Below are 15,327 nucleotides of genomic sequence, written 5' to 3'. Positions count from 1 at the left end.
GAGTTATGGAGCGAATGAGCTGCCACGATGTCCTCGACCGGGTGATCGGTGTCGTGGGGTCCATCACACGATGGGGAGCGAGTGACCCTCTTCCCCGGTTGTCTTGGCCCGCGTAGGGCGGATAAGCTTGCGCCATCCGCCGTATGTTAGCTACCTCCGTCGGGTGGCGGCCATCCCTGGCCTGACCCGACCTACGGGTTCTATACTATTTTTCTTCCTACAGAAGCGGCTATTGGCGATAAAGTTGAAAGCAGCTCCTTAAACTCCTGGCGATCGAGCTGTTGTGTAGCGTCTGACTTTGCAACTTTAGGATTCGGATGCACCTCTATCAATAGTCCATCAATTCCCATAGCTACACAGGCTCTGGTAAGATCAGGGACACCGTACGCATGTCCCATAGCATGGGATGGATCCAATATAAGTGGAAGATTGGTGTATTGTTTTAAGAATGCCACGCCACACAGATCAAGGGTAAATCTCGTTTTCGTTTCAAAGGTTCTTATCCCTCTTTCACACAAAATGACATTATCATTTCCTCCTGACAATACAAACTCTGCGCATTGTGCAAATTCCTGCAATGTTGTACCAAATCCTCTTTTGATCAATACTGGTTTCTGAGTTTTGGCACAAGCTCTCAAGATCCCCTGGTCGTACATGGCTTTTGCACCAATTTGAATAACATCCGAATATTCGATCACTTCATGTACATGGGTTGCATCTCTTACTTCAGTGATGATGTTCAACCCATATTCGTCTTTCATCTTTTTGAGCAACTTCAAACCTTCCAGTCCCAACCCTTGAAAGCTGTAAGGAGAAGTTCGCGGCTTATAACATCCTCCTCGTAAGGTCGTTAAGTTCAATTCTTTCAAGAAAGCCGAAGATTGCCGGATCTGCTCTTCAGATTCTACGGAACACGGACCTGCAATTACCAAGGTGTTATTCGTTTTGCCTCCAATAGTTATGTTACCAATCCGTACTTCTCGAGTATGGTTCATATAACTTCTTGCAGACAATTGCAAATCGTTCTCGAAAACAAAGCTCTCCAATGAATCAGCGGCTAATGAAGAATCGATCTCTTTAACATTGGAGGAGGTTACAGCAACAAACTTATCATCCTTCTCAATAATGAATGCTGCGAGTTGCTCTCCATACTGATTCGCCTTTTCCGATCCAATTTCTTTCTTAAAGTGAATGATCATAAGTTCTCCCCCATAGTCCTAGGGGGGCGTTCTCAATTAACAGATTTTCTCTCGTTCCCACGCGCCGCGTGGGAACGCAGAAGCTCCGCGCCGCGGAGTGTCTCGGAAACTCGTAGCCGCTGCTGCATGGGCCTGATGTGCTTGATCTTCATGAGGATTCAGCTCAATTGAGAACGCCCTCTAGAACATTCCTGAGATTAAGTTCAGCTTCCTTGACAACAGGTGCCCACTCGTATGCACCGCAGAGATGCTGGGGACTCGGAGAAGCGGTTAATCATTCCCGTACCTGCTTATCCTGACGGGGCACATCCGCAGCGCGGGAGGTGCCGGTGCCACCGGGGTTCGGGGTCGGCTTAGGTTTGGGCGATGATGCGGGCGGCGATCCCGCCGGGTATGGTGCATCCACAGCGCGAGCGGTTGGAGTATCCGTATCATCAGGATTCGGGGTCGGCTTAGGTTTCCTAGGTTTAGGCGGCGGTGGCGGCGGTGATCCTGCAGAGAGTGCGGCCAGGGTGCCGTCGTTGCCGTAGACGTAGAGCTTACCGCCTGCCACCTGGGGGCGCCCTGTGATGGGTCCGTCCGCTACCTCGACTCGGGCCACCAGGCGACCGTCACGGCGATCCAGCCAATGGACATAGCCTTCCATGTCTCCGACCGCCACCAGGTTGCCGAGTATCGCCGGGGCGGTCAGGCGTCGGTACTTGAGGGCCTCTTGCTTCCAGATGTCGGTTCCGGCGGCGGTTGCGGCCCATATCAGGTCATCGGAGTCGGTGATATAGAGTATGCCGGCGCTCGCTGCCAGCCCCGCGTGGGCCGAGAGCTGGCGGCGCCAGCGCACGGAGCCGGTGGTCAGGTCGACGGCGGCCAGATCCCCATTGTAGGTGGCGACATAAATCGTGTCCGCGACGATGATGGGGTCGGCGTCGATGTCGGCGATACGTGCCAGCTCGGAACGGCCGTGCGGTGGGGTCACGATGGTTTCCCAGCGCGGCACACCGCTTTGGAGCTCCAGATTGATCAACTGACCGCCGGAGATGCCAACGATGACGCTGTCGTCGGTGATGGCCGGCATGCTGCTGCCGCGCAGGGTGAGGACCGGGGCCGAGTAGCTGTACTTCCAGAGTCGATTGCCGGAGCCGAGATCGAATGCGTAGACGCTGTCGTCCAGGGTGTGGACCAGGACGCTGGAGCCAGCGATGCGGGGTACGGAGAGGACCTCGCTGCCCAAGCGGGCATGCCAGCGCTCGGCACCGTCGCGCGCCGAGCGCGCTACCAGGTCACCGTCGCTGGAGCCAAGGATGATGTGCTCGGCATCCACCTCCGGCCCGCCGCTGAAGGGAAGGCCCGTCTCCCGTTCCCACAGGACCTTTCCGGTGGCAGCGTCCAGGGCCAGGATGCGGCCCTCGGCATCGGCGACATAGAGGCGCCCGCCATGGAGCGCCGGAATCAGATTGAGCCGCCGCCCGTCCGTTCCCACCCCGATCTCCCTGGACCAGTGTATGGTGACGCTGATCTCGGGCTTCAGATCCTTGAGTTCCGTCGGGGGGCGGGGGTCCTCTTCGCCGCCGAACCAGGACATGATGCCACAGCCGCTGAGCAGCAGGACCGAGAATATGGTCAGGAAACCCATGCGCACGCGGGTTTTCAGGCGATCGGCGAAAAATGGTGCGCTGTTTTTGCGGTGCCCGTGCCCAAGCCGGTATTGGGCTACGGCTCGATTCGGGAACGAAAGAGTTAGCTGCAAATGGGCACAGACGGATGCAACGGGGCCAAAAACCGTTGCTGATGGTGAGCCGATTGCGACTGATTTGCGTCTATTTGCGTTCATTTGCGGCAAAAAAACGATGTCTCTGGGAGCACGCCGCCTTGACGGTGCCCGTGTCCGATATTCGCGTGCTCTGCGTCTCCGTGGTTAACCAATATGAAATCGCTTCAGCTGGCGGGGGGCAGGTTATCGAGCTTCATGCGTATCCGATCCGGGCTCGGGGCACCGGCGGCGAGTGCCTGCTCATAGGCGGCGCGGGCGTCAGCCATACGGCCTTGGGCCTGTGCAATCTCACCGCGCAGGGCGGCGAAGGCGCCCCCGAAGCCTTTGCTGTCGTCATGCTGTGCGACCAAGCCCGCCGCCCCCTCAAGGTCGCCCTCCGCGATCAGAACACGGGCCAGGCGCAAGGCGGCGATGCGCCTAATGCCGGGAGCGGGGGAGCCGGCGATCGCCTGCTCAAGGGCAGTGCGGGCAGCGGCGAGATTGCCGGCCTCGACCTCGACGCGGGCCTGCACCAGCGACGCCAAGGTCGCGTAGGCGGTGGCAGCGAACTCCTCGCGCAGCAGCTTGGATTGCGCGCGCGTGGACTGGGCATTGCCGGCGGCGGCGGCCAAGAGCTGCTCGAAGGCTGCGGAGGCCTGCTGTCCCACCGTTTCCCGGTAGCCCATCCAGGCCCGCCAGCCGAAGATGGCCCCCAGGCCGATGCCCACCCCGAGCAAGATGGAAAGGCCGTTCTCCTTCCACCACTTCTTGATCGCTTCGGCCCTTTCCTCGTCCGATTCGTAGTTGATCACAATTCCCTCCCGCGGATTTTTGAATGCTGATGCGTTTTAGGGACTCCTGACATTTTGGATGTTGTGCTTATGGGAATCTTTTTTTGCCGTAAATGAACGCGAATTCAGTCGGGATCGGTTCGCCGTTATCGACGGTTCTTGGATAGACTTCGATATCTTCGACAGACCAGCACGTAGGGCGGGAAAGCGCAGCGCATCCCGCCTTTCTAGTTGGAAGTTCGGGTAGCAAAGAAGGCCCCCAGCTGGTCCAGTGCGACCTCCGACTGCTCGCCCTCCTCGCGCAGGGGCTTCACGCCGATCACCCCGCGCGCCAGTTCGTCTTCGCCGAGCACCAGGGCATAGCGGGCACCGCTGCGGTCCGCCTTCTTGAATTGGCTCTTGAAGCTGCCGCCGCCACAGTGGCAGATCAGGCGTAGCTTAGGCGAGGCATCGCGCAGGGTCTCGGACACCAGCAGGGCCTTGGCCTGGGGTCCGTCCCCCACGGCGATCAGATAGGCATCCAAGCCCTTATCCGGCAGTGGTTCGGTCTCCAACATGGCAACCAGGCGCTCCAGCCCCAAGGCGAAGCCGACGGCAGGGGTCGGGCGCCCTCCGAGTCGGGCCACCAGGGTATCGTAACGCCCCCCGGCGCAGACGGTGCCTTGGGCGCCGAGACCGTCGGCGATCCACTCGAAGACCGTGCGGTTGTAATAGTCCAGGCCCCGTACCAGGCGTGGATTGACCTCATAGCCCACACCGGCGGCGTCGAGACCGGCGCAAAAGCGGTCGAAGTGGGCCTGTGATTCCTCACCCAGGTAGTCTAGGAGGCGCGGTGCCCCGGCGATCACCGCCTGGGTGTCCGGGTGCTTGGTATCGAGCACCCGCAGGGGGTTGGTCCGCAGTCGGCGGCGGCTGTCCGCGTCCAGATACTCCAGCTTCCCCTCCAGATAGGACACGAGCTCACGGCGATAAGCAGCGCGCTCGTCGCCTTCGCCCAAGCTGTTGATCTCCAGCCTTAAGTCCCTGAGTCCGAGGGTGTCCCACAGGCGCTGGGTCAGCAGTACCACCTCTTGGTCGATGTCCGGTCCCGCGAGCCCGAAGACCTCGACGCCGATCTGATGAAACTGACGGTAGCGGCCCTTCTGGGGACGCTCGTGCCGAAACATGGGGCCGCGATACCAGAGGCGTCGGGGGGCGGAGACCAGGCCATGCTCGATGGCGGCCCGCACGCAACTCGCGGTCCCTTCGGGGCGCAGGCTCAAGCTGTCGCCGTTGCGGTCCTCGAAGCTGTACATCTCCTTCTCGACGATGTCGGTGACCTCACCGATGGAGCGTTTGAACAGGTCCGTTACCTCCACCAGGGGCGTGCGGATCTCCTGGTAGCCATAGCCCTCGAGGACTGCCCTGGCGCGGTCTTCCAGGGTCTGCCAGAGGCCGGTCCGCTCCGGGAGGATATCGTGCATCCCCCGGATCGCCTGGAGGGTTTGTGCCGCTGGTCCGTGCATGGTGAGGATCGACCCGCCGGTGGCCGCTCAGCGTATCCTGCCGTCCGCATCCAGCGTGAAGCGAGCGACATTGCCGCGGGAAACGGTGCTCAAATCGAGGGGCTTCCCCCTCACCGTGACCTGTACCGCCGCCGCGTTTCCGAGTATGAACGCGTGCGGCGGCTTACCCTCCAAAACGTAATGGTCACCTTTCTTCATCTTGCCGAAGAGCTTGTGTTTTTGCTCGCTATCGCGCACATCCGCCCAACAGGGACCATGGAAGCTGATCTCGATCTCACCGGGCTTGATGGCCATCGGTGCTTCCGTGTCCTGGGCGACGCCCGGAGGCCGGGTGTCCATGGCTGCGGTCGTACCTGCGGTGGTCGGCGGTTGTGGCTGCGCGGTCTCCGGGTCCGATCCCGGCTCGGGAGATTGCCCCGTCTCCTGATCCGCGAGTAGATCCTCCAGGTCGGTGAGGAAGGCCGACAGCTCAGGCTCCGGGATCTTATCGAGCATATCCGACACTGCCGCTTCCCGCCCGACCTCCGCGGCAGCGGCCGTCTCCAGCCCCGGGTCCGGTCGTTGGTACTGTCGCCACAGGAACGTCAAAACACCCGCCAGGAGCAGGATCCCCACCCCGACCAGGCCGACGGTCAGATGACTGACGCCGGTCCGGCGGTGGCCGGCACGCACCGCGGTGTCGGTATGCACCCGGGCCGGCGCTGCCCCATAGGCGGCCACCAGGGGCTCCGGGGCCAGACCGACCAAGCGTGCATACTTACGGACATAACCGGCGACGAAGACCGGCTCCGGTAAGGACTTGTAATCTTCATGCTCCAGGGCCTCGATCATAGTCGGGTGCAGGTGCAGCTCTTGGGCCACGCGTTCCTGCGTCAGGCCGCGGGACTGGCGGGCGATACGCAAACGCCTGCCCGGGCTGTCCACCGGCCCCATGGTGGTATCGTCTTCCCGTGATGGTATGAGATAGGTGCTCATGGAGGTTGCAATCTCTAGAGTTGACTGAGTTGCGGCGCATCGGGGTAACGCTTACGCAGCAGCTCGGCATAGGTATCCGCCCGCTGGCGCGAGCCTAGCTTACGTTCGACCCTGATTGCCAGCAAGAGGACCTGGGGGGTCGGCTGGGCAACCTTGAAATAGCGGTCTAGATGGGTCTTGGCGGACCGGTAACGGCCGTCGCTGTAGTCCAGATCGGCCAGGGCCGCCAGGGCGGAGCCGAAGCGGGGGTTGGTACTCAGCGCCCGCCGGAAGTAGGTCTCCGCCTGGCCGCCGTTGCCGCCGTGCCGGGCGCAGATTCCCAGGTTGGTCATCGCGATCCAGGGCGTGGCGTAGCGCGGGTTAGCCAGGGCCTTCTCATACTGAGACCGGGCCTGGGCAAACCTGCGCCGGTTGCATAAAAAACTGGCATAGGCATTGAGGATGTAAGGGTCCCCGGGCCCCAGGCCGATGGCCTTGCGGAAGTGCTGCTCGGCCAATCGGTCCCACCCCAACCGCTGGTAGATCAGGGCCATGAGATTATGGGCCTGGGGATTGTCAGGGTCCTCGGCCACCGCATCGCCGGCCTTACGCAGGGCCGTCTCCGTCTGCCCCTGTCTGAGATACTCGACCGCGAGCCGCACATAGAGATCTCCGGGGCGCTCCTGCCCGTCTCCACCCAGGTCACCGACCGCACTCTCGCCCCGCACACTGCCGCCGGCGCAGGCCGTCACCAGCAAGCAGGCGACCATCGACAGTAACCCTGCACACCCTTTGCGGCTCATGGTACGACGACCCCGATGGCCGCTTGCCCACGAGCCGCGCGGCGGCTGCGATCGCGGACCCGGCCCACAAGCTGGCCGCAGGCGGCGGCGATCTCGCCCCCGCGGGTCTTGCGCGTGGTGGCCACGATACCGGAACCCAGGACCCGCCGGCGAAACGCCTCCACCCGCTCCTCCGGTGAGGTCCGGAAATCCGAGCCGGGGAAGGGATTGAAGGGGATCAGATTGAGCTTGGACGGAACCCCCTCCAGCAACCGGATCAGGCGCTTGGCATGAAGGATCTGGTCATTGACCCCATCGAGCATGACATATTCCCACGTAATGCGGCGGCGCCTATCGCCGGCGACGAAGGCCTTGCAGGCGGGCAGCAAGGTCTCCAAAGGATACTTGCGGTTGATGGGCACCAATCGGTCGCGCAGGGCATTGTCCGCGGCGTGCAGCGAAACGGCGAGCGACACGTCGCTCACCTCCCGCAGCCGATAGATATTGGGCACGACCCCGGCAGTGCTCAGGGTCACCCGGTACTTGGAGAGCATATAGGCCAGATCGTCCCGCAGGATATCCACGGCGGTCACCACCGCCTCGAAATTCGCCAGCGGCTCCCCCATCCCCATCAGGACCACATTGGTGGGCGCCCTGCCGAGGGCGCGGGTCGCGTGCCACACCTGGCCCACGATCTCCCCGGCCGTCAGATTGCGGTTGAACCCCTGGCGCGCCGTGGCGCAGAAGCTGCAAGCCAGGGCACACCCCACCTGCGAAGAGACGCACACCGTGGTGCGGCGCCCCTCCGGAATCAACACCGTCTCCACCCGCTGGCCGTCGGCCAACTCCAAGACCCACTTGCGGGTACCGTCCGCGGCGGGCTGTGTCTCCACCAACCGCGGCAGGCAGATCCGGGTCTCGGCGCCCAGCCGCCGGCGTAGGGCCTGGGAGAGGTCGGTCATGGCCTCGCAGTCGACCACGCCGTGCTTGTGAATCCACTTGAACAGGCTGCGGCCGTGGAAGCCCTTACCACCCATCCCGGTTACCAAGGCCTGGCAACCCTGCAGATCCAGATCCAGCAGATTGGGCTTGGGGACAGCAGCGTTCACGGTCCGGGCGCTTAACGGGTGCGCTTGCACACACCGTCCGGGAAGAAGAAGGCGATCTCCGTGGTGGCGGTCTCCGGCGCATCCGAACCGTGGACCGCGTTCTCCGACACATCGGCGGCAAAATCGGCCCGGATCGTGCCCGGCTCCGCCTGCTTCGGATCCGTGGCCCCCATTACCTTGCGGTTGCGGGCGATGGCGTCTTCACCCTCGAGCACCTGGACCAGGATAGGGCCGGAGGTCATATAGTCCACCAGCTCCACGAAGAAGGGCCGCGCCTGGTGTACCGCGTAGAAGGCACTCGCCTGCTCGCGGGTCAGGTGCAACATGCGCGCCGCGACGATACGCAGACCCGCCCGCTCGAAGCGCTCATAGATGGCGCCGATGTGGTTTTTCGCGACGGCGTCGGGCTTGATGATAGACAGGGTACGTTCGCTGGCCATGGGGGAACCTCTTGCTGGTGTGGTCTGTGGCGTGCGCGCCGGGCCATTGCCGCGCTGATTTCCATGCGGCGCTGATTTCCACGTGGTCCTGGGGCGCCGGTAAGCGACCCGAAGTTTACTAAGCCCATCCTAATCGGGCAATCGAGGACCTCTGTTTTATCCGCAGATTACGCCGATTCTCGCAGATTGTTCCATGCCTTAATCTGCGGAAATCTGCGTAATCTGCGGATTCAAGAAGAGAAACTACGCATCGCGTGATTCGTGGCTTTCCCTTCAGAGTCCTCGGTGGGCACAGCCCACCCTACCGGATAAAATCCCGGCTTATGAGCAAGGACAAGCGGCAGACCGCGGAACGCCTCGACATCGCCCGTGAGCGCATCGCGGCCGAGCAAGCCGCCCGCACCGGCCGCCTGGATCTCGGCAATCTGGGCCTGACCCGACCGCCGCCGGAGCTAGCAGACCTGGACTGGCTGGAAGCATTGAGATTGGGTGGATTCAGCAAGGGTAGTTTGCGTTTCCTGCTTGGCAAGAGGGAGTGGGAAGGCGCCGCAGCAGACAATCCCAACCGCATCGAGCCCATTGGGTCCTGGCTGACGGGGCTCCTGCGCCTGCGTAGTCCGGATTGCTCCGGTCATGGGTGCAGTATCTGAATGATTTGTGCGAAGCCCTAATCGTACAGGATTTACAAGATTACCCAGGATTTACAGGATTTTGGTGATGGGTAAGTTTTTGGCTCGTTCCCACGCTGGAGCGTCACTGCCATTAAGTTAGTGTCAACGGCCTCAGTAGCAAGGCTTGCGTCGGCGCTGATAGAAATCGAGTAAGCCTCTGGCGGAGGTGTTGCGACGCGGGGGGTTGCGGTCTTGGCGCTGAGAGCAGGGTGTAGTCATAAACAGGGACCGTGAGGCGCTCGCGGAATACCTCGATGTTCGCTATCTTGGTGAGCATCACAGGGCGTTATTAGCAATGGCATTGAAGGAGACAGCGCGGTTGACCTGCTGGGGGTGGCGGGTCGGTTTGGCATCGAGGTTGACCTGTGCGCTTTCGGTGAGCAACGACTCCAGGCCGCTAGCGAAGACGGTAGCCCGAAGAAATCACAGCGCACCGCCTCAGGACCAGGGCCAGTGAAGTCCTTAACGCCAAAGCGCGTCAGGCACCCCATAGAGCTCTCCGCACCCCAGCGGCTGGTGGTAGAGTAGCGCGAAATCCGCTGTGGAATGGCCTTAATCGCACAAAAGGACGTCACCGGCACTTCCCATTCCCCGGTGCTCCAGACACGCACGGTACGCATACGCATCAGCGGGGCGGCGGATCCGCCGCCTTTACAACAGGGCGTAAGGCGTGACGACAATATCGGCACCCTGACCAGCGCAGCATGGCTCGGAATACCAGCGGAAGGAGGGCCACGCCGAGCAGCGGAATCCTGAAAGTCGATGCCACGCTGACTGAGTTCCGCCAACTGGAGAATGATAGGTCGTTGCGATCGTGGCCAGCAGCAAGTCGCGGGCGGGCATGCTCAGATGCGCCACCGCCAAATCCACCTCACATAGGCATCGGCCCGCTCCAGACGTGCGTCAGGGCCACGCAGTTCCCTACGCAGATCATAGGACACCGAGGCCAAGGCATCGGGGTGCTCTCCTTGCGCCTTGCTATCTTTGCCATTCGCAGGCGGTATTAATTGCCAAAGAACCTCGCGCACGGCATCGTGTCGGGCAGCTTAACGCAATCCAGGCCGTCCCTCCCAGCCAGTCCGAGCCCCAGTAACGCGGGTCATCATCATCGCTTCTGTAGAGCGTCTACACGGCCTTCCTCGGTGATCTCGATAAAGGCCATTATTACTTGAGTGTGTAACGATACTTAGCGGAACGCTTGCCGTGACTGACCAGCTCATCGCCAGCCAGTTCAATATTTCGTTGAGGTTCTGCAACGACTTCACGCTTTCAGGCACCAAAGGTCCGCCACCACCGGTGAACGTGAGCACCCGCTCACGGGTGAAGGACCGCTGAGCTGCGATCTTGGTGGCAAAGTCATCACTCGGTCAGCGGCTCACGGGTCTTCTCCGATCCCCGGTGACTTTTGCTCATTTATATGATCTCGAAAAGAGCGTAGGTATGCGAGCATATATTTTTTTGCGCTTTTCATAGCAATGGCAGTGACGCTCCAGCGTAGGAACGAATGACGCGTCAGGCCTCACCTTTTACGACACCCTCAGCGGCGGGGAGAGGTTGGGGCGAGGCGAAAACAGCGCACGATCGGTGATCCCACAAACCGCGTCGGTAACGCTTAACAATGGCATTGGATTTAAGGTAAAAAGAGGGTAAGAGCGCTCGCCACCACCAAAGCCGAGATCGGATGCGCCGTCCGGGACGGGCGCTCGATGAAGTGTCGTCCGCGGGCAGGACTCCCGGGTGTCGCTGCTGCAAGAATAAACGGTTGCCTGGAGTGAGTCGGGACCGTCAGATATCGATCCGACTCTTTTTGGAGTGCGCCGAGGCAGAGCAGCACGAGGTATTAGTCGAGATCCGCGCTAAGTGACGCCATCGTGAGTTGCCAAGAACCTGAATAGAAACCTGAATATTGCACGCCACACACCGCGGCGACGGCGCTTTCCCTGCCAGCCAGGGCCAGCATGTGAGATCGGTACGAGGTTATCCAAGCGATCAAAGCGGCGTCAGGTCCGTGCCGATCACCAGACAGGGCTACCAGCCGGTACCTATTCATGTGCTACACTTATTCGTGTGCTATAGGGTGGGAGGCTAACATGTCTACGAATGTCAACTACGCTGGTCGATCGCGATTTGCTCAAGCGGAGCCAAGGTAGTTGCCGCTAAGGCGGGAGACCTCAGTCAATGCCCTCTTCAGTTCCGGGCTGCGCTATCGTCGAGACCTTCGAGGCGTCGGAAGTCGCGGGCAATCGGAATTTCAAAGAACCTGACACCACCAGCGGCGAATTCTTTCACAGTCTCTCCAGCGTGGGAGCCAGCAGTATGAAATTCAGCGAAGCGTGCCCATCAAACCTCTGGGGATCCTGGACAAAGACCGGCACTCAACTCAAGTGCTACACTTGTTCATACGTCAAGGCGCGGGAGGTTGGGCTGTCCACATAGAGAGCAGGAACCTGTTGGTTATCGGCAGGTCGTATTGCTGCCGGATGCCGGTCCTCTCATCACCCTGGCCTACGCGGACGCGTTGGACCTGCTGCTCGAACCGGGATGGAGCCTGGCCCTGGTCGATATGGTGTTGCACGAGGTCACCCGAAACAAGACGCCAACCAGTAACAAGCTGGCCGAATGGTCGCGGAAGCGGCAGGTCAAAGTTCTATCCACACGAACCATACACGCGCTATCAACCGACTCGGTTCCGCCGCCCCGGAAAAGGAATCTCGGAGAACTCGCAATTCAAGAGGTGATGACCGGGCTGGTGCTGGAATCGCCGTCCCGGACGGGTGTGTTTTTGTTCGAGGATCACAAGATTGCTCGGGCCGGATTTTTCTTACCGGACAATTGTCGCAAAGTGAGCACCCGAGCCTTTCTGCTGTTTCTCGAAAATCGCGGTGGGATACAGTCCGCCGCCGCGATCGAGCGTCGGGCTGTGCGTGCCGGCCGCCGGTTCTCCCGGCTACATTTTCCACCGCACCGGTAAAGGTGAACCTAATGTCACATCAAGTCGTGGATCAAGCGTCGCCTCCGGGCGCCGACCCGCAACCGCAACCTCCCGGCCCTTACCAGCGCGCAGACCTGGAGCGCTACTACCGGGCCAACCAAGCGGTCGCCTCCAATCGCAACCGGCTCCGGGATGCCCAGGATGAGATCCGGACGCTGGAGCATAGCGAGGCGGTCGAGGTCTTTCAGAAACAGATCGATCTCTTGCAGAAGCGTCTGGTCACCGATCCCCAGTACTTCAACCAGCTGTTCATTTCCGAGGGCATCGATGCCATTGCCTGGGAATTTCGGAAGGATGAGCTGGACCCGGATTTTACCTATAAGCTCTGGGGCCTGCTGCTGCGGGAGGATGACATGAGTACTCTCCTGATGCGCTTCCTCTGGAATATCTCCCTGAAGTCCAAGCGCAAGTTCATCCGCGCCATCGACGCGCACCTCTCCGATCGCTATCCCATGTTCAAGGGGCTATCGGTCAACTGGCCGGGAGAGAACAACATCCCACCCTATATCCGACCGCCCGAGGAGCGGGCCAAGGATTTCGATCTGGTCAACCAGGGCTACCTCGGCTATATGGGGCTCGGCTACAGCTTCCGCGAGGTGGAGCTTTTCGTCTGGCTGGAGGTGCTACGGGACAAGCAGTGCGATGACCGTCCCTGCGAGATCGGTCTGCCGGTCATGGACGGCGGCGAAAACAAAGGCGGTTGTCCGGTCAAGATCCACATCCCGGAGCTGCTGCATCTGATGGGGGAGGGGAAGTTCCGTCAGGCCCTGGAGCTGATCAAGGAGTCCAACCCCCTGCCTAATGTCACCGGCCGGGTGTGCCCGCAGGAAATCCAATGCCAGGGGGTTTGCACCCACAACCAGCGCCCGATCGAGATCGGCCAGCTGGAGTGGTATCTGCCCCAGAGCCAGAAGGTCCTGAATCCGAACAAGTACCTGGAGTTACCCCAGGCCATCAGCCCCTGGGCCAAGGCCGAGCGCCCGCCCATCGCGGTGGTCGGCTCCGGCCCCGCCGGGCTGATCAATGCCTATCTGCTCTCCAAGGAGGGTTATCCGGTGACGGTGTTCGAGGCCTTCCACGCGCTGGGGGGCGTGCTGCGCTACGGGATTCCGGAATTCCGCCTACCCAACGAGCTGATCGACGATGTGGTCAAGAAGGTCGAGCAGCTGGGCGGAAAATTCGTCCGCAACTTCATCGTGGGCAAGACCGCGACCCTAGAGGCCCTGAAGCGCGCCGGTTTCTGGAAGATCTTCATCGGTACCGGCGCCGGCCTGCCCCGTTTTATGAACGTGCCCGGCGAGCACCTGCTCGGCATCCTGTCCGCAAACGAATTCCTCACCCGCGTCAACCTGATGCAGGCCCATAAGGAAGAGTACGAGACACCTTTGCCCACCACCGCAGGCAAGCAGGTCATGGTCATCGGCGGCGGCAATACCGCCATGGATGCCGCCCGCACCGCCCGCCGTCTGGGGGGGGAGGTCACCATCGTCTACCGCCGCACCCAGGCCGAGATGCCGGTGCGCGTCGAGGAGTTGCACCATGCCTTGGAAGAGGGCATCCAGCTCAAGGTGCTGCGGGCACCCCAGGAGTTCGTCGGCGACCACAAGACCCAGTTCGTCACCCGCGCCCTGCTCGATGTCATGGCGCTGGGCGAGCCCGATGCCTCCGGGCGCCGGCGTCCCGTTGCCACCGGTGCCATCGAAGAAATGCCCGTCGATCTGGTTATCATGGCCCTCGGCAATACCTCCAACCCCATCGTCAAGGACGCCGAGCCGGAGCTCAAGACCAGCAAGTGGGGCACCATCGAGATCCGGTCCGGGACCCAAGAGACCTCGGTGGATGATGTCTACACCGGCGGCGACGCGGCTCGGGGTGGCTCCACCGCCATCAAGGCCGCCGGCGACGGCCAGGAGGCCGCCCGCGAGATTATGGGTGAAAATCCCTTCAGCCCGAGTGAGATCAAATCCCTGGTCGCGCACGCGGAACGCTACACCGAGACCGGCCAGGCCCCGGCGAAGATCCTGGACAAGCTCGAGCTGGCTGCGGGCATCGTCGAGTTCGTCGTGCACTCGCCCCTGGTGGCCAAGGCCGCCAAGGCCGGTCAGTTCGTGCGCGTCCTGGCCTGGGAGAAGGGCGAGCTGATCCCCCTGACCCTGGCGGATTGGGATGTCGCGGCCGGCACCATCGACCTGGTCATCCAGGGACTAGGCAGCAGCACCATCGTCATGAACAAGATGCAGGTCGGCGACGCCTTCACCGGCATCGCCGGACCCCTCGGACTCCCAAGCCAACTGCACCGCTACACCGCAGGCGAGACCCTTGTCTTCACCGCCGGCGGGGTCGGGCTGCCGCCTGTATACCCCATCATGCGCGAGCATCTGCGGATGGGTAATCACGTGACCCTGATCGCCGGCTTTCGCACTCAGGCGCTCATGTTCTGGGCCGAGCCGGACGCGCGCATTGGCCAACTCCAGGCCGAGTTCCCGGATACGCTCGAGGTCATCTACGCCACCAACGACGGCAGCTTCGGCATCGAGGGCTTCGTCACCGGACCGCTGGCAGGGCTACTCGATGCGGCCAAGGCCGGCACCGGCCGCACCGTCGGCGAGGTCGTCACCATCGGCCCGCCGCTCATGATGCGCGCCGTCAGCGATCTCACCCAGCCCTATGGCGTGCGCACCATCGCCAGCCTCAACTCCATCATGGTCGACGCCACCGGCATGTGCGGCGCCTGCATGGTCCCCGTGACCAGCGACGGCAAGCTGGTGCGCAAACACGCCTGCATCGACGGCCCGGAGATCGACGCCCACAGCATCGACTGGGACAAGTTCATTCCCAGATTCCAGCAGTACCGGGCGCAGGAAGACCGGAACCGGCAGCGGCATGGGGTGTAGGGGACGGTGATTTTTGGGGATCGGAAGGGGCATTCGAGGTTGCTTTCCACCCTCTTTGTGGGTTGACTGCATAATCCTGGTTCGTATGCTGAAAAGAGTGAGAAACCGATGGATTCCAAATTAGAATTGGACCCAACATACGACTACGTCGTTTATTTCGGCACGATTGACTTTTCCGGTTATCACGCCCTCTCGGATCTTCTGGAGAGGAATGCTCAAGAGAGAGGCAACTCTCGTGGTTAC

General features: G+C 61.4%; 13 protein-coding genes. 5 read left to right on the top strand and 8 right to left on the bottom strand.

What is annotated here, in order from left to right:
• Nucleotides 1–200: 200 nt before the first annotated feature.
• From aroF to ndk, 8 genes are all read right to left on the bottom strand, one after another.
• A complete protein-coding gene (aroF, locus tag E1958_RS16245; RefSeq protein WP_133512806.1) occupies nt 201–1,199 on the bottom strand; it encodes a 3-deoxy-7-phosphoheptulonate synthase in 999 nt (332 codons plus the stop codon).
• Nucleotides 1,200–1,473: 274 nt separating this feature from the next.
• Nucleotides 1,474–2,829 (bottom strand): outer membrane protein assembly factor BamB, encoded by a 1,356-nt coding sequence (gene bamB, locus E1958_RS16240; RefSeq protein ID WP_133512824.1) that lies wholly within the window; start codon nt 2,827–2,829, stop codon nt 1,474–1,476.
• Nucleotides 2,830–3,131: 302 nt separating this feature from the next.
• Nucleotides 3,132–3,758, bottom strand: coding sequence for a YfgM family protein (locus tag E1958_RS16235; RefSeq protein ID WP_243725295.1), 627 nt, complete (start codon nt 3,756–3,758; stop codon nt 3,132–3,134).
• Nucleotides 3,759–3,964: 206 nt separating this feature from the next.
• Nucleotides 3,965–5,242: a histidine--tRNA ligase gene (gene hisS, locus E1958_RS16230; RefSeq protein WP_133512805.1), complete on the bottom strand. Its 1,278-nt coding sequence runs from the start codon at nt 5,240–5,242 to the stop codon at nt 3,965–3,967.
• 27 nt (nt 5,243–5,269) lie between these two features.
• Complete coding sequence (locus E1958_RS16225; RefSeq protein ID WP_133512804.1) at nt 5,270–6,217, bottom strand: RodZ domain-containing protein; 948 nt, start codon at nt 6,215–6,217, stop codon at nt 5,270–5,272.
• A gap of 14 nt (nt 6,218–6,231) precedes the next feature.
• On the bottom strand, nt 6,232–6,966 hold the full coding sequence (gene pilW, locus E1958_RS16220) for a type IV pilus biogenesis/stability protein PilW (RefSeq protein ID WP_133512823.1): 735 nt from the start codon (nt 6,964–6,966) through the stop codon (nt 6,232–6,234).
• 29 nt (nt 6,967–6,995) lie between these two features.
• A complete protein-coding gene (gene rlmN, locus E1958_RS16215; protein WP_133512803.1) occupies nt 6,996–8,087 on the bottom strand; it encodes a dual-specificity RNA methyltransferase RlmN in 1,092 nt (363 codons plus the stop codon).
• Nucleotides 8,088–8,098: 11 nt separating this feature from the next.
• Complete coding sequence (gene ndk / locus E1958_RS16210) at nt 8,099–8,527, bottom strand: nucleoside-diphosphate kinase (RefSeq protein WP_089727131.1); 429 nt, start codon at nt 8,525–8,527, stop codon at nt 8,099–8,101.
• 323 nt (nt 8,528–8,850) lie between these two features.
• On the opposite strand from ndk, the gene E1958_RS16205 reads away from it, so the two are divergent.
• From E1958_RS16205 to E1958_RS16190, 5 genes are all read left to right on the top strand, one after another.
• Entirely contained in the window at nt 8,851–9,177 is a 327-nt protein-coding gene (locus E1958_RS16205; protein WP_133512802.1) for a hypothetical protein, read from the top strand.
• 567 nt (nt 9,178–9,744) lie between these two features.
• Complete coding sequence (locus E1958_RS16200; protein WP_133512801.1) at nt 9,745–9,954, top strand: hypothetical protein; 210 nt, start codon at nt 9,745–9,747, stop codon at nt 9,952–9,954.
• 447 nt (nt 9,955–10,401) lie between these two features.
• Nucleotides 10,402–10,533: a hypothetical protein gene (locus E1958_RS21700; RefSeq protein WP_279512446.1), complete on the top strand. Its 132-nt coding sequence runs from the start codon at nt 10,402–10,404 to the stop codon at nt 10,531–10,533.
• A gap of 1,084 nt (nt 10,534–11,617) precedes the next feature.
• A complete protein-coding gene (locus E1958_RS16195) occupies nt 11,618–12,169 on the top strand; it encodes a hypothetical protein (protein ID WP_133512800.1) in 552 nt (183 codons plus the stop codon).
• Between the two features lie 11 nt (nt 12,170–12,180).
• Nucleotides 12,181–15,084, top strand: coding sequence for a sulfide/dihydroorotate dehydrogenase-like FAD/NAD-binding protein (locus E1958_RS16190; RefSeq protein ID WP_133512799.1), 2,904 nt, complete (start codon nt 12,181–12,183; stop codon nt 15,082–15,084).
• Nucleotides 15,085–15,327: the final 243 nt, after the last annotated feature.

This window comes from Candidatus Thiosymbion oneisti, assembly GCF_004359955.1.
GTDB classification, from domain to species: domain Bacteria; phylum Pseudomonadota; class Gammaproteobacteria; order Chromatiales; family Chromatiaceae; genus Thiosymbion; species Thiosymbion oneisti.
The sequence above is the reverse complement of the archived record's forward strand: the minus strand, read 5'-3'. Positions and strand labels throughout refer to the sequence as shown.

Excerpts from the sequence above, each read along its gene's own strand:
- aroF (WP_133512806.1), bottom strand. The coding sequence starts at position 1,199 with ATGATCATTCACTTTAAGAAAGAAATTGGATCGGAAAAGGCGAATCAG.
- bamB (WP_133512824.1), bottom strand. The coding sequence starts at position 2,829 with ATGGGTTTCCTGACCATATTCTCGGTCCTGCTGCTCAGCGGCTGTGGC.
- hisS (WP_133512805.1), bottom strand. The coding sequence starts at position 5,242 with ATGCACGGACCAGCGGCACAAACCCTCCAGGCGATCCGGGGGATGCAC.
- E1958_RS16225 (WP_133512804.1), bottom strand. The coding sequence starts at position 6,217 with ATGAGCACCTATCTCATACCATCACGGGAAGACGATACCACCATGGGG.
- pilW (WP_133512823.1), bottom strand. The coding sequence starts at position 6,966 with ATGGTCGCCTGCTTGCTGGTGACGGCCTGCGCCGGCGGCAGTGTGCGG.
- ndk (WP_089727131.1), bottom strand. The coding sequence starts at position 8,527 with ATGGCCAGCGAACGTACCCTGTCTATCATCAAGCCCGACGCCGTCGCG.
- E1958_RS16205 (WP_133512802.1), top strand. The coding sequence starts at position 8,851 with ATGAGCAAGGACAAGCGGCAGACCGCGGAACGCCTCGACATCGCCCGT.
- E1958_RS16200 (WP_133512801.1), top strand. The coding sequence starts at position 9,745 with ATGGCCTTAATCGCACAAAAGGACGTCACCGGCACTTCCCATTCCCCG.
- E1958_RS16190 (WP_133512799.1), top strand. The coding sequence starts at position 12,181 with ATGTCACATCAAGTCGTGGATCAAGCGTCGCCTCCGGGCGCCGACCCG.